Source organism: Mesorhizobium sp. ArgA1 (assembly GCF_053714375.1).
This window is the reverse complement of the sequence record NZ_JBSKBQ010000039.1, coordinates 1-14,393: the sequence shown is the minus strand read 5'-3', so window position 1 is coordinate 14,393 and position 14,393 is coordinate 1. Positions and strand designations below refer to the sequence as shown.

At 59.3% G+C, this 14,393-nt stretch carries 8 protein-coding genes and 3 pseudogenes; 7 read left to right on the top strand and 4 right to left on the bottom strand.

What is annotated here, in order from left to right:
- Positions 1-355: 355 nt before the first annotated feature.
- Entirely contained in the window at positions 356-1,126 is a 771-nt protein-coding gene (locus ACWGTI_RS31120) for a hypothetical protein (protein WP_454590514.1), read from the top strand.
- Positions 1,127-1,180: 54 nt separating this feature from the next.
- Here the strand turns inward: ACWGTI_RS31120 and ACWGTI_RS31115 are convergent, their stop codons facing one another.
- Entirely contained in the window at positions 1,181-3,349 is a 2,169-nt protein-coding gene (locus ACWGTI_RS31115) for a helix-turn-helix domain-containing protein (protein ID WP_454590513.1), read from the bottom strand.
- A gap of 113 nt (positions 3,350-3,462) precedes the next feature.
- Between ACWGTI_RS31115 and ACWGTI_RS31110 the strand changes: the two genes are divergently transcribed.
- From ACWGTI_RS31110 to ACWGTI_RS31085, 6 genes are all read left to right on the top strand, one after another.
- Positions 3,463-5,295, top strand: a complete 1,833-nt coding sequence (locus ACWGTI_RS31110; RefSeq protein ID WP_454578598.1) for a type II toxin-antitoxin system HipA family toxin — start codon at positions 3,463-3,465, stop codon at positions 5,293-5,295.
- A gap of 195 nt (positions 5,296-5,490) precedes the next feature.
- Positions 5,491-6,519, top strand: a complete 1,029-nt coding sequence (locus ACWGTI_RS31105) for a DGQHR domain-containing protein (protein WP_454590512.1) — start codon at positions 5,491-5,493, stop codon at positions 6,517-6,519.
- Positions 6,512-8,143, top strand: coding sequence for a radical SAM protein (locus tag ACWGTI_RS31100; RefSeq protein WP_454590511.1), 1,632 nt, complete (start codon positions 6,512-6,514; stop codon positions 8,141-8,143). The genes ACWGTI_RS31105 and ACWGTI_RS31100 overlap by 8 nt, the downstream gene beginning before the upstream one ends.
- Positions 8,140-9,714, top strand: coding sequence for an ATP-binding protein (locus ACWGTI_RS31095; protein ID WP_454590510.1), 1,575 nt, complete (start codon positions 8,140-8,142; stop codon positions 9,712-9,714). Before ACWGTI_RS31100 ends, ACWGTI_RS31095 begins: the two co-directional genes overlap by 4 nt.
- A gap of 81 nt (positions 9,715-9,795) precedes the next feature.
- Complete coding sequence (locus ACWGTI_RS31090; RefSeq protein ID WP_454590509.1) at positions 9,796-11,715, top strand: PIN-like domain-containing protein; 1,920 nt, start codon at positions 9,796-9,798, stop codon at positions 11,713-11,715.
- On the top strand, positions 11,705-13,255 hold the full coding sequence (locus ACWGTI_RS31085; RefSeq protein WP_454590508.1) for an ATP-binding protein: 1,551 nt from the start codon (positions 11,705-11,707) through the stop codon (positions 13,253-13,255). The genes ACWGTI_RS31090 and ACWGTI_RS31085 overlap by 11 nt, the downstream gene beginning before the upstream one ends.
- Before the next feature lie 116 nt (positions 13,256-13,371).
- Here ACWGTI_RS31085 and scpB read toward each other — a convergent pair.
- The 3 pseudogenes from scpB to ACWGTI_RS31070 form a co-directional block, all read right to left on the bottom strand.
- Positions 13,372-14,086 (bottom strand): annotated as a pseudogene (gene scpB / locus ACWGTI_RS31080) (SMC-Scp complex subunit ScpB).
- Positions 14,087-14,113: 27 nt separating this feature from the next.
- Positions 14,114-14,248 (bottom strand): annotated as a pseudogene (locus ACWGTI_RS31075) (DUF1403 family protein); the annotation flags it as partial.
- A pseudogene (locus ACWGTI_RS31070) lies at positions 14,232-14,393 on the bottom strand (ISKra4 family transposase); the annotation flags it as partial. The pseudogenes ACWGTI_RS31070 and ACWGTI_RS31075, both read right to left, overlap by 17 nt.

The window sequence follows — 14,393 nt, the reverse complement described above, 5'->3', positions numbered from 1 at the left end:
AGACGCTGCAAATCAGTGCGATCCATATCCCCATAGATTCAGGGATTCTTGCCCCTGACAAGGGCGTGAGTAATTACCAATTTCCAGTGTCTGACCCTCACCTCACTCGCGGATGGCATCGAGGGTAACAGTCTCCTCGGATCGGTTCACAAGTCGGGTGGCAAGAAGGGTAGTTTCAGGCTGATCCCGGGCCCGCTGGGTACGTTGTCAGATGACTCGGCCGCCATGATGAAAAAGGCGACTTCCACCTTGTCGGGCTACTTCGCCATTTTTGCGGATGGCGTGCCGGAACACTGGGCACTGGGCGATGCCAAGGGCGGCTATCTCTGCACAAACCTGGGTCTGCGGGCACTGCTTGTTTTTCCGCAAGCTCATCGTCTTCATCGAGCGCGACGGAACGCGCGTGGTGTCGCTTGAAGCCGACGATATCGTCGAGCTCGTCAGACCGCTGGCGCAACACGTAGTCACCTATTTTCATGATGCGTCGCCATCGGACATCGCCCGCTTTCGCAACCGCGGCAGCTCGCTTGCCAGCGTCGATCAAAACGCCCTGCAGATGATGGCAATCATCCATACCGCTGATCCCTCATTCGATCTCCCCGAGGTCAAACGTTACCTGGAGAACCAGGATGCCGAGGGAACCCGACAGGCTCGCATCATGATCGATGAGATCAACCCAATTCTCTTCGACGATGTCCTGACCACGCTGAAGGCCAAGTTTGGTGAGGAGAAAGATGCGTGGTGGCTATCCGGCGTGCCAAAGGCAATCCGGATTGAAGCCGACAAGAACTATAACAACGACAATGGCGAGCACGAGCGTTGGCGCTATCTGTATCTGATCGACTATCTTGGCATTGTGCTTCATGACAGCAATTGGGAGCTTTTCAAGGATCGCTACAATTTCTACGGCAAAGGCGCCAAGTCGACGCTTGTCCGGTGGATCGGCAAGGTCAACAAGGCGCGCACCGTCACGCACCATGCAGAAAAAGGCCCGCTGTCGAAGGACAAGGTCGAATATGTGAGACGTGTGCATGAACTTGTGAAGCGCCACATCCTTGGGGGAGAGCCCGTCGACGGCCGCAAACAGCTGCTCTTCGACGATTCTTCAAGTGACAGCGCCGGCTAACAGTCACGCGTTTTACCAATATTCGCATTTGGCTGTCAGCATGGAGTTGGGCAATTAGGCTCCGCCAGGCTCGCTGTCAGGCTGAACTCTCGTTGCGCGCATCAGGGGTTCGAGTACCCAGACGCTCCAGGCATCTTGAAGGCGCTCGCTAACCTTTGATGCCGTCTGGCGCACGCCCTCGGTTGTTTCGAACCAATTGCGCCACGCGGCCGTGATGTCGCGTTTGTACCCGGCCCCTTGGCCGTAACGTTCCGCCGTCTGTGTCCAGATATCCGCGTCCGACAACAGTTCACCATAGGCGTCGCGGCCGATGGTGCGCGCCGCCGCCAGAAACTCCTGTCGGCTCTCACTTAGCCGCGCCCGAAGTGCCCTCAGAGTCTGGCCGATCGCTTCAAGATCCTCATACTTGCTTTCGAGGTCCATCAGCTTGTGCTCGATACGTTGCACGAGAGCTTGCGAACGCAAATTGGCATCGACCCGTACCCCCGTACCTAAGATGTGATCAACCTGGAAATTCTCCCAATCGCCACGCCGATAGATCGAGGCGGCAATTGAACTGTGATGCCCCACCGCAAGCTGGTCGATGAGGTTCTGGTAGGCGGGGCGTACTGTTTCTGGAAGGTCGCCGACCGCGTGCAGGACGCGCGCCAGATCCTGCTCGATTTCCCGACGTGCTTCGCTCGTGCGAACGACATCGACATTCTCGATCAAGTTTCGAACGCCGTCTGCCGCATTCACGCCGCGAGCGGTATATGCAGCCCGCATGCGAGCGATTTGACCGCGAAGAGCCGTCCAGATCTTGCCGGCGTCGTCGTTTTTTGCATCGAAGAAGTAAACCGGTGTCGGTGGTAAGCCCGCATTGGCCAGAGCCTGTTCAATCTCCTTGCGCCGGAGGCTGTAGCCCTGCTGACGGGAGATAACAGGACCATCAAGGCCGGGCATTTCAAGGGCTTCGTCGGCGCGCGGCAAGACAAGGATGCATTGCCGATAGCGCTCAGCCGCGTCGGATGCCGCGTCCTGGGATTCCTGAAGATGACGTTGGACGGTCGTGTTCGGGGCATCTGCGAATTTGGTGCAGAGTACTAGGAGAGTCCGGGAGTCCTCTGCGTACGTGGTGATATCAGGACGCTGGGTTACGCCTTCCACGCCGCGAGTATCGATGACGGAAAGGGTCTGACCATCAGCACTAAGATTGTCCGAAGGCATCAGGACGGTGATGCGTCGAGGGATACTGAAGCGCGGTTCCGCACCACTATTGATCGCCGATACCAGATTTGACACCCAAAGCAGGCCATCCTCTCGCCCCTCTGGAAGAATCATCTGGCGTTCCTTTCGAGCGGCCAGACTCATTCCGCCCACAATTCGATCGGTAACCTCGTCGATGCCAAGGCCCTCTTTCAGAAGGTCAACGATTGGGTCCTTGGTAATCGGCTCATCATTTTCCATGTGACTGACCGGTTTCATGCCAGCCATAGTGCGGATCAGACGGCCTAGTTCGGCTGATAGCCCGCCGCCACTCGCACCAGGCGCGAGACTGGCGACGAATTGTTTCGTCAGCCGAACAACCTCCTCCTCCGTGACGGTATCGACGAGAACCCCAAATGTAGGTGCGACACGTATGGCTGTTTCGCAGACCGTAGTGCGTCCAGGCCCCACCGGGAAAGCAGGCCGGCGTCCGCTGCGGCCATCGCCGACCAGGAGCCCAACAGCATAGGTGAGCGCCATGGTCTTTCCGACGCCGATGTCCCCTACCCATGCCATAATGTGGTCACGACGGTCTAGATAGGCTTCCGTTATCTGAAGTTCATTCCGAAGCAGATCGATCGGTCCACGCAGGATCGGGTCCGTCATTTCCCCCTGGAAGGCGAGGAGATCTCGGGCGGCCCTATCGATAGTCCAAAGCGCCTCTCGGTCGGGATGCAGGAAGGACGGTGGCTTTGCGCGCAACCAGTTTCGCGCATAGTGTTCGCTCACCTCGGCTGCGGTCTGGGTGCCGATTGCAGCCAGGTAACGTTCGGCGATTTCCGGCTCGACCTCGTCTGCCTTCTCCAATTTGGAGAGCACGCTGGGAACAGTGTTCATCGCGCGTGCAAGAGTCGCCTGACTCATGCCACTGGCGTCTCTAACATGTTTGAGCACGTCGGCTGGGATAGAGTGGACCATGATCTTTCTCTTTTCCACTCTTTGATGACACAAATCGCGAATATTCGCAAACTGTTCCATCAGGAAATGAGATTTTACGCGATCATAGACCTTTGACGGCTTTTCAGGAACATTCTCGCTGACAGACGGGCGAATGCGGTATAACTTTCGCGTATCTGAAAAACGGGAAAGTCATGCCGCTCCATCTCGTCGGTGAAAATCTCGACAGGCACCGAGCCTATATGGCCGCGCAGGCCGGCTCGCTCGTAAGCTTGCTGCGCGGCGTCTATGTGGACGCCAACGACGACGTAAACAAGACGGTGATGGACCACGCCGTCCGCATCGCTGCCTACCTTTACCCTCACGCCTTTTTGTCGGGCCCGAGTGCATTCCAGCTCGCGCCTACAGTGGACGGCCGTCTCTTCCTAAGTGGGCGTCGTAACCAGCGAAGCCGAATCCGGGGCCTCGAAATCATACAAAACCAGGCGCCTGACAACCCCTCGACGGTACCGGTCATCGTTGGCGACGACATGGGCGAGTTCCATATCACGGCCTCATCACCCGGCCAGCGTTTTCTGGAAGCTTTCCGTCTACGAAGCGAACACGCAAGTGCAATCGACCCTGCTATGCGCCGAAGCACGGCAGACCGGTTGATCGAAGAGTATGGGAATGCACGCTCTGCGGCCGATGCCATTTGGGCCCTGGCGCGGGCCAACAGATGGACTCGCGAGGCCGAAGCCGCAGAAGCCTTTCTCAACGCGGCTCGTCCGGCCCAGGTACCCGTCAACAGGGCGCAAATTGATCTCGTCGTAGCGTGGCACGGTGAGCCTGTCGGCCGACTGATCCATGATGGTGTGGAATGGCGCTGGACGGCGGCCGCGGGTCGACAGCCGCCATTGATCCGCCCGACACGCCCAGGCAGCCTACCCCCTTTTATCGAATCGCTGCTTCCGGAAGGCTGGCTAGCACACGTTCTCGATGATCGCGATGAACGGGAAACTCTCCGAACGAGCCGTCGCTACATGTCCAACATAACGATCGTCGACGGTTCCGTCGACTTGGCAACTGTCCCGCAGGATGTTCTGCAAGGGCGTCTTGCTCACTTCCAGGCTGGCGGACTCTTCACTGGCCAATACAAAGGGCCGACCCGACGTTCCCTCGAGGATACCTTCCAGGATAACCTGGCGCGCCTTTTCGCGGACGCAAACACACCGCGGCTGTCCGGCGTCCAGATCAAGGCGCCGATGTGCCTCAGGCAGGACGGTGATCTGGTTCCAGCAATCACCGAGCCTTTCACCCATATCCTGAAGCCTGCCGGGACGAGCGGTTTCGACGACCTGCCCATCGTGGAATGGATCTGCCTGATGCTGGCGCGCGAGGCCGCGTTCGATGTTCCGGAGGCGGTCCTCGTGCGCATGCCCGACCAGATGCCACCTGCCCTACTGATCGAACGGTTCGACATTCGCCGTTCCCACAACGACATCCATCGACTTGCACTTGAGGATTTCTGCTCGATCCTCGAGCTCCCGGCGGCCCGCAAATACGATAGCACCATGGAGCGAATGGCGCGCGGCCTGCGCCCCTTGTCCACCGATCCCGTTGCCGACATAGAAATCCTGTTCCAACGTGCTGTCTTCGCCTGGCTGATCGCTGATGGCGACATGCATCTGAAAAACTTGGCACTGCTCAAAATTGCCGAAGACGGCGCCGATGGCTTCACGCAAGTCCGGTTCGCCCCCGTCTACGATGCGGTAACCACGCGCCTTTTCCCGGGCCTCCAACACGACCGGATGGCGTTAAAGCTCAATGGCAAGGACGACCGTTTGACCCCCGATGATTTTCTCGCGCTTGCGCGGACGATCGAACTGCCGGTTTCCCGTGCCGCGCAACTGATGGCAAACTGCGCTCGACGGACCTTCGACTCGGCTCCCCATGTTGCTATACCTCTGAAGGCGGCTCCCAACGGAGATCTTATTCGGGATCGTATTGTCGCAATCGTGCAGCATCGCGCCGAACCTTTTCTCTGATCGAATCCGTGCCTTAGCCTCGACCCAAAAACATTGCTCCGCACTGAGCGCGAGCGAACTTTTAGGGAGAATAGCAAAACGGCTTGTTGGATTGCCCGCAAAAGTTGCCGTGCAGACAAAATTCCGCCTTGACCTGCAGTTCCAGACTGCAGAATGTGCAGTCTGGAACTGCAATTTTGTCGTCGGATTCGAACAGTGACAACCGCTATTGTTATCGACTGCCTGAAAGGCCAATCGGCGCATAGGCCTGTGTTGCTCGGCTTCGCGCCGGCAGACGTTCTTTATCGCTTGAGCTTTGCCGACATCCTCGATGAGGATAGCCGCCGCGGGTATCAACGTCCTTTCAACGACCGTCACAGCCAGGACTTTCGGCGCTACATCAAGGAACCCGAAAGTTCGACGATCCCGCTGACGCTGAACCTGCGGCCGGCCTTAAATGACGAATGGCGGATCGAAGAGCTTCCGGACGGTCGCATTCGCCTGGAGATCTCGGCCGGCGCCCAGAAGATCATGGCACAGGTCGACTGCCAGCACCGCCTCGGGCACCTGGGCGACCTGCCGATTCCCCTCCCATTCATGTGCTTTATCGAGCTTTCCGAGCGCGAGGAAATGGAGGTCTTCAGCATCATCAACAGCAAAGCCAAGGGACTGAGCACCAGTCTGCTCGACTACCACGAAGCACAACTTGCCGAGGATCTGGCCCTCGAACGTCCCGAGCTTTTCATTGCATTCAAGCTGAACAACCAAGAAGACTCGCCGTGGCATCGGCGCCTGAACCTTGGCGGCAAGACGACCTCCGGACTGAAAAGGATCGTTTCGCTGCGAATGATGCAGCAAGCCATCCACGCGTTCCTGAAGGCGACCAAACTGTCTTCGAAGGGCTCGGTCGAGGAAGCGCTGCGTATCGTGCTGGATTTCTGGCGTGCGGTTGGCGTGGTGCTCCCGCAGGAGTGGGCCAATCCACGCAAGCATATGCTGACAAAGGGTGTGGGGGTCTATGCGCTTTTTCGCATCGCGGCGGATATTGTCAACGAATGCCGCGACGCTGGACGATCATGTGACAAGGGGGCGTTCATCACCGCACTTTCTGATTTCGCCGGAACGATCGATTGGTCCACCTCCGGCCCCCTCAAGGGCTTCGGCGGCCAAGGCGGCGTCAAGCAGGCGGTAGAATTTATTCGCGAAGTTCGGAAGCGCGCTCGTTATAAGGTGGTCAATGGCTAACAAGAATATTCTCCTGATCGAGCCCGGCTACAAGAACAAGTATCCACCGCTCGGCCTTATGAAAATTGCCCAATATCACGGACCGCGAGGGAAACGAGATCGCGTCCGATTCATCAAAGGGGAAGATCGCTCAGTTCTGAACCAGGCGTGGGACCGAATTTACATCACGACACTTTTCTCTTTCGAGTACCCGAAGATTGCGCAGACGATCGATTTCGCGCTGGAGGTTGCCAACGGTCAAGCCGACAAAGTTTTCGTCGGCGGGATTGCCGCCTCATTGATGCACGAGCGCTTCATTGAGGAGAGACGCTGGCAGGGCATCCGCATCATCAAGGGGCTGCTTTCGGATCCGCCGGCTGTTGCGCTCCAGTTGGATGAGTTCTCAGAGGAGCTTTACGCCGAGGACACCGGTGGCCGCCCGATCGAGGATCTGGTCCCCGACTACGGCATCCTCGATCAGATCGACTACAAGTATCCGGTTCGTGATGCCTACTTCGCGTACACCTCCCGCGGCTGTATTCGAAAATGTCACTTCTGCGGAGTGCCAAAACTCGAGGGCGCGCAGCGGGACACGGAGTCACTGACGGCGCTCATCAAGGCCATCGACGCGCTCTACGGTCCGAAGAAGGACCTGACCCTTATGGACAACAATGTCGTCGCAAGCCCGCGCTTCAAGGAGATCATTGCCGAAATCCGCGATCTCGGGTTCACGCCAGGCGCCAAGCTCCAGCGCGAAGGGATGCGGGTGCCTGTCCAGCGCCGGGTCGACTTTAATCAGGGTGTTGATGCCCGGATCCTCTGCAAGGATCCCATGTACCTGCGCGAACTGGCGACCATCTGCCTCAAGCCGCTGAGGATCGCGTTTGACCATCTCGGTGTGAGGAAGCCGTACGAACAGGCGGTGCGGTACGCCGCCGAATACGGCCTCACCGAGCTCTCGAATTACATGCTCTATAACTTCCATGACAACCCTGCGGACTTGTTTGAGCGGATGCGGCTCAACGTGACTCTCAACGAGGAGTTAGGCGTACGCATCTGGTCGTTTCCAATGCGCTTCCAGCCGACCGACCGGCCCGACCGTGGTCACATCGGCAGCAAGTGGACCCGTTACCAGCTCCGCTCGATGCAGCTCATCCTGCAGGCGACCCACGGCATCGTCAGCGGCGAACCCACCTTTTTTAAGCGGGCCTTCGGCAACACGTTCGAGGAGTACGAGCGTATCCTGGCTCTCCCGCACGACTTCATCTTCAATCGCGATTGGTACGAACGTTTCGATCCCGAGGAGCGGCTCGCTGCGTACCGGGCCGAGTTCAACAGGCTCGATGGCTATGAACGACGCGAGCTGCTGGAGTTACTGTCGTCGTGCGATCCTCGACAGTTTGCGGGGCTGGCGGAGCAGGCCACAACGGGGGCACTGAAGCGGGTTCTTCGCTTCTACGTGCCAGTGCCTAAAGACGAACTGTTTGCAATTTGGGCGAAGCAGAAGGAGCTTACCAGGGGCGAGCCAACTGCCGAAACAGGTCTGGCGGAGGATGAACGGGTCGAGGACGCAGGCCTTGACCATGAAGAACCGGAGCCCTCGCCGGTCTGCAAATCGAAGACGCATGAAGGGATCGCCGCATGAACGCGACGGCTGCAATCAAGCTCGCCCGGGCGGCGTCAACAAGTCGCGGGACGGCCGAACGCCACGAGTTGCCGGAGACCGTGATCGGCAAGGATGTTCTCGAGCTCGTCTCGAGCGCGATGTACGTCGACCCTATGACAGTGTACCGCGAATACATTCAGAACGCAGCTGACGCGGTCGATGCGGCTCGCGCGGCTGGCCAGCTCGCTGCCAGCGAGCTTGGCCGTGTCGAGATTTCGGTAGAGCCTGGTAGCCGGACGGTCCGAATTCGAGACAACGGCTGCGGCGTTCCTTTCCAGGAATTCGGTCGCAAGTTGACCGCACTTGGTGGTAGTGCCAAGCGTGGGACACCGGCCCGTGGATTTCGCGGCGTAGGCCGGCTCGCAGGGCTCGCATACGCGCAGGAGCTGATCTTCCGTTCGCGCGTTCCGGGTGAGGCCAAAATTTCCGAGCTGCGCTGGGACTGCCGCCGACTGAAGGAGGCGCTTCGCGCATTGGACGAGGACAAAGGTATCGCGGAGCTGATCCGCCAAGTGACGACCCTGGAACGCGTCGATATCTCCGAAGCACCGCAGCGCTTTTTCGAGGTTGAAATGAGGGGCATCGTTCGGCTACGGAACGACCGTCTAATGAGCCCAACCGCGATTGGCGAGTATCTGAGCCAGGTCGCTCCCGTGCCGTTCTCGCCAGATTTCCAGTTCGGCGGGCAAATCACCGAGGCACTTTCGCATCATCTCGATCTCGGTGTGCTCGACATTCGAATCGACGGTGCCGAAGAGCCGCTCTATCGTCCGCACCGCGACCGCTTTGTATTGGACAACAAGGCCGATATCACGTTCGATGACGTGACCCTTATCGAGATCGCTGGCATCGACGGCGACGCCGCGGCGGTCGGCTGGGTGCTGCATCACGAATACGAAGGGGCAGTGCCGACCGGAACGCTTGTGAAAGGTCTCCGGCTTCGCGCCGGCAACGTTCAGGTTGGTGACAACACGCTTCTAGAAGATCTGTTTCCCGAGCCGCGGTTCAACGTCTGGTCGGTGGGCGAGGTGCACGTGCTCGACAGGAAGGTGGTGCCGAATGGCCGGCGCGACCATTTTGAACAGAACGCGCATTACAGCAATTTGTTGAACCACCTGACCCCCACTTCACGCGACATTGCCCGACGCTGCCGCACTAGCTCGGTACGCCGCAAATGGGTGCGGGAGTTTGAAATCCACGAGAAATCAGCGTCCGAAACGCTGGATATAGTCGCTCAAGGCGGTGTCGGACGGGGCGAAAGGGACCGCAAGGCGCTTTTGGCGGAGCAGTCGCTGTTGAAGATGGAAAAGGTCGCCGGGATGGATCTGCTTGCGGAGAACCGCGAGGCCCTGGGTACAAAGATAAGCCAGCTGAGAACGCGCTTGGGCACGCTGATGCGGGAGGCCGAACCGGTCGCCTCACCGCTGAAGCGTTTGCCTGAGGAGAAACGAAAGACTTTTGAGCAATTCTTTGAATTAATCTATGAGTGCTCAGCAAACCGGATTGCTGCGAAATCACTGATCGATCGGATCCTGCTTAAGCTCGAATAGAGCGTACTCGAATATACGTTAGTTGGGGGGAAGCATTAACGTGGGCAAAGCGCCTGGGGCAAATGTTGCGGACGGAAGCCGATGAGCGAGCCCGTCCGAAAACCCGTCCTGACGATTCCTTGCGAAACGGAAGATTCAGGCGCCTTCAAGACCCGTTTGTCGACACTTATTGGCAGTCCAGGCACGCATCTCTATGTCGACACATCCTTCCTGATGTGGATGACGAAGATAGGTTCGGTCTCGCGCCGCGAATTGCTCGACTGGCTCGGCACACACTGCGCGGGCCGTGTGCACGTGCCGATCTGGGCAGCACATGAGTACGTCAAGCATCACGTCGCCGGGACGATCATAACCGAACTCAGCGAAAAGACCGACGAGGTCTCAACTATCGTCGGCAAGACATACAATTATTTTCGCCCCTTCATGGATGAAGCCCATGGTGAGGGTGCCGAAGATCCCTCGACGCTTCGGGCTGCCACGCGAAGCGCCTTGAAAGCTCTACATCACCTCACCACCGTCACGCGCCAATGGCACAAATCCTACCAGAAGCACGCCTCGGAGGTGATCGCATTCATCAACGTGAACACGCCTGAGAAGACATCGCTCTACGAGTACTTCAAAGACCTGCCCGGTCTCGGCGCCGGCCGGTTTGTCGGCTCGATCCCACCCGGATTTCAGGATCGACGCAAGAAGGGCAGTGCTAGTTCACCCAAGGGCGAGGACGACGAAGCGCCCGCCGACAGCAATCGCTACGGCGACCTGGTGTTCTGGAAGGAGCTGCTGGAGCACGCCAAGGGCGCTAATGCGCAGGCAATCATCGTTTTGACCAACGACCGAAAAAACGACTGGCATTTCGGCCGCAGTGACACCGTGCAGATAGAACCAGCGCTTCTCGCCCTCAAAAAATCCTGGAAGCCGGTCCCGCGGGCTCATCCTATGCTCGTCATGGAAGCCCGGCTGCTCGCTGAAATCGAAGAGCTTGAGCTCCTCGACAGTCCCTATCTGGCTGCCCTTTTGCGCGATATCGCCGAGGAGGGCGTCCGTTCCTTTGCTGACGTCGCGATCATCCCTGATGGCCCGGAGCCGGAAGACGAAGACGAGCGCCGCGCCAAGCTGATCGAAGTGCGACACGCCGCCGACCTCGCCAAGGCAGCGGCGCAAGCCGCGGAAAATGGTCATCTCTTTGCGGACGCGCCAGAAGTCGGCTCGTCGGCGACCGCGCTGCGGCGCGCATTGCTGGAGAGCCGGCGGGCAGTCGCGGAGCGAGGCGTGGCCCTGCTCGCCGAATGGCGCGCGACCGCCGAGGCGAAACAGTCGATCAAGGAAAGCCTGACCCAGGCTAAACTGGATGGTCTGGATCACAAGGAACTCGTTCGGATTGCACGGGAGCTGCATGATCGCGTTCTGCGTGAGGAGGCCGGCTATGGCGAGGCCCTGGCCGATCTTGTCTCGATCTTGCACTCCCTCCCGCCCAATACCGCGGGCTGTTTTTATCTCGGGTTTCTGGCGTCGATGTATCTTGAGCGCGAAACCAACACCTCCCTTGTGCCGCCGAGCAGCCCGTCGGCGCAGCAGCTATTCGCCTGTCAGTCCGCCGCCTTCGCCGTCAACGCCATCAATGCGGTGGCAAGGAGGCTGAGCGACAATGACGTAGCGCCGCTTTACATTCCGAGCGCCGATCCCGCATCAGTCGCGGTCAGCCTCGACACAGAGGTCAATACGCCGGGGCTAGACGAGCTTCGCTCATTGCGCGTCGCCGGCGTCGAACTCCTCACAGCCGCGCAAGCGGACGAGCGCTTGCGGCTGGCCGCTCTCTTCGACGCCACCAAGCCAGTCGACGGGGACGCAATCGTGCGCAAGGCATGTGAGCTGTTTTCGATACCGTCTGAGCAGGTCGAGCGGACCGAGGCGTTCGCCATCACCTACGCGTTGACCGAGACCATCGGTTTCAAGCGACCGGTCGACGTTTCCATCCCGAAGGAGAAGACACTTGGCGACTGACCAGACCCCCGTCGCGTTCGAGCCGTTCTTCGGAGGCTTCGTTCTGGAAACCCTCACTATTGGCATGTACGGCGAGGCGAGGAACGCAATTCGCGAATACATCCAGAACGGGTTCGATTCGGTGCAACGCGCAATTGAGGAACTCAAAATTCTCAAACCCGGTGAAGGGTTGATCGAGATCGAAATGGCCGCCGATCGCAAGAGCCTGGTCATCCGAGACAACGGTGCTGGACTATCCGCCAAGTCGGCGGCGACTGTCCTCACCCGCGTCGGTGCATCGGGCAAGAGCCATCGACGCAATGCCGGCTTCCGCGGGATTGGTCGTCTGGCTGGCATCGTGTTTAGCAACACGGTCACCTTCATCACCAAGGCGAAGGGCGAGCGCGAGCAAACGACCGTCATCTTCGACGGAAAGGCCATGCGGGCGGCGATGGCGCCCGGCAAAGGCAGTACCAAATCGGCGCAGGAGCTCCTCAAGGACACCGTCAAAGCGCATCGGACTCCGCACAGAGACGTGCAGAAGCATTTCTTCGAAGTTCGCCTCGAAGGCCTGACCGACGCGCCTGATGAATGCCGCTCCGCCAAGGAGCTCTATGATTTTGTGAGCCAGGTGGCACCGGTGCCCTACCCGGACGCTTTTCCTTATCGGGAAAAACTGACCACCGCCGCGCGCGAAACCGGCATCGACATAGAGGAAGTGAAAATCACGATCAGGGACGGGAGTGCAAAGCCCAAGCGCGTGACAAAGCCCTATGGGCTCGAATACGAATTCGAGTCAGGTGATGTCGCCCTCAGTGCTTGCGAGTTACACAAGTCCCCGACCAATCGCTGGTGGGCCTGGGTCGGAAAGAAAGACGAGTCCGGCGCATATACCGACGAGAAGGTAAGCGGACTGAGGATCCGTGTTCGCAACATCCAGATCGACGGGACCGAGATCGTCAGGGACATTTTTCGGGATCACGCCAAATCGAACGCTCGCTTTCAGGACTATTTTCTGGGTGAGATCTTTGTCGAGCCAAGCGCTCTCGTGCCAAATGCACGACGCGACGGCTTTGAGGATGACCCGACCTGGAAGAAGGTTCGAAACGAGCTGGCGACGGTGGTGAAGCAGCTTGGACGGGAAGCCCACACCGTATCGAAACAGGGGCAGCTTTCGGTCGATGCGCTGAAGACCAATCTCGCAACCGTGAAGAAGGAGCTGAAGGCTCTTCAGCGTACGAACTTCGCAGACGCCGACCGGGTCATCAAGCTTTCCAAGAACGTGACGACGTATCAGGCACGAGTGGCCAAAGGCCTGCTTGGGGCGCCGATGGAAACAGCGGCCGAACTTCAGGCCATTGGGTCGGCCTTAACAGACATCAAGCAAGAAGCCCTCTCCCATGTTGGTGGAGCAGCAGCGAACGTCGACCGGGAAAGGATCCAGCAGGAGGCGCGGGACGAGTTCCTCCAGGAGGTGTTGAACGTCCTCGAGGAGGCGCTTTCCCCCGGATGCTACGCCTCTGCGCGGGAGGCCCTTATGGAGGAGTTCGGCGAGGAGTAGCCTTGCCCTCTGCTATGACAGGCGTGTCAGCGCAACGGATGGTGATATCGCCGTCCTGCGTTAGAGACGGCCCGGTTCGGGACGTCCCCCTTCATCGATGTCCGATCAAGCACATGTCACTCGTCACCTACCTCGAAGCTGTCTTGTTCGTTGCCGGCCGATAGCCCTGGCATGATGTCGCCGGCCAACAGCTTTTCCTTACTGAGCAATCCTGCATCCTCGAGCGCCTCGAAATCCGGCAGGTCGCGCAACGTGTCGAGACCGAACTCCAGCAGGAATTCTTTAGTCTAGTCGTAACGTAGGTGTAGGGCGCGCCGGGCGTCGGGCTGCGCGGACCGGACGCGATCAGGTTTGCGCCGCGCAGATGACCTATCAGGTCGCGCGAAACTTCCTTTCCGAAGAAGGACGAGAGTTCGGCGCGGGTGACCGGCGGAAATACGCCACGCACATCAGCACCAGCACCTCGGATTGCGTCAGCTCAGCCGCCGTCTCGTTGCTGGCGGCAGCGGCGCGGATGGCATCGGCATAGACCGGCCGGGTCAGGTGCTTCCAACCGCCGGCGACGGCGACCAGGTCGTAGGGCTGGCCGCGCAGCTCTTCGCGAATGTCGTCGATCAGAAGGTCGATGCTGCAACTTTTGCCGACGATGCGAGCAAGCACCTCGCGGTCGACCGGCTCGCTGGCCGCAGATATGGTTGCCTCGATACGCTGAATCCATTCGCGCCAGCGCGCCTCCGGCGGCAGGTGATCCAGTTCCCGGTCAACCAGCTGTTCAGCTGATCGACGGTCATCTGACCGGCTCCCCCCTCGTCTGCGCACTGCTTCCGCCATCGCTTTCAGATCCCGTAGATGCAAGGTCGGGCGGCCGGAGAGTTCGCGCACGGCGCCGAGTTCGACCAGACGGTCGAACAGGCGGCGCAGGCCGCGATCGCTCATTCCGGCAATCTTTTCGGAGGGAGCGGGAAAAAGGTGGGGGTTAAGCCGCCAGGGCAAGCTTGGCTTGTTTGAGGCGGCCGTCGGCAACCGCGGCCCGGACCTGAAGGACCCGGTGAGCGCCCATCGGAGACCAGCGCATCTGACGCTTCTTGTTCATGCGGGCATTGACGAGGCTGTTGGCGGCACTTTCGGCCGGAGAAGT

What these genes read in the sequence shown, in the direction of transcription:
- ACWGTI_RS31115 (WP_454590513.1), bottom strand. Translation starts at nt 3,349, where the DNA reads ATGGAACAGTTTGCGAATATTCGCGATTTGTGTCATCAAAGAGTGGAA.
- ACWGTI_RS31110 (WP_454578598.1), top strand. Translation starts at nt 3,463, where the DNA reads ATGCCGCTCCATCTCGTCGGTGAAAATCTCGACAGGCACCGAGCCTAT.
- ACWGTI_RS31100 (WP_454590511.1), top strand. Translation starts at nt 6,512, where the DNA reads ATGGCTAACAAGAATATTCTCCTGATCGAGCCCGGCTACAAGAACAAG.
- ACWGTI_RS31095 (WP_454590510.1), top strand. Translation starts at nt 8,140, where the DNA reads ATGAACGCGACGGCTGCAATCAAGCTCGCCCGGGCGGCGTCAACAAGT.
- ACWGTI_RS31090 (WP_454590509.1), top strand. Translation starts at nt 9,796, where the DNA reads ATGAGCGAGCCCGTCCGAAAACCCGTCCTGACGATTCCTTGCGAAACG.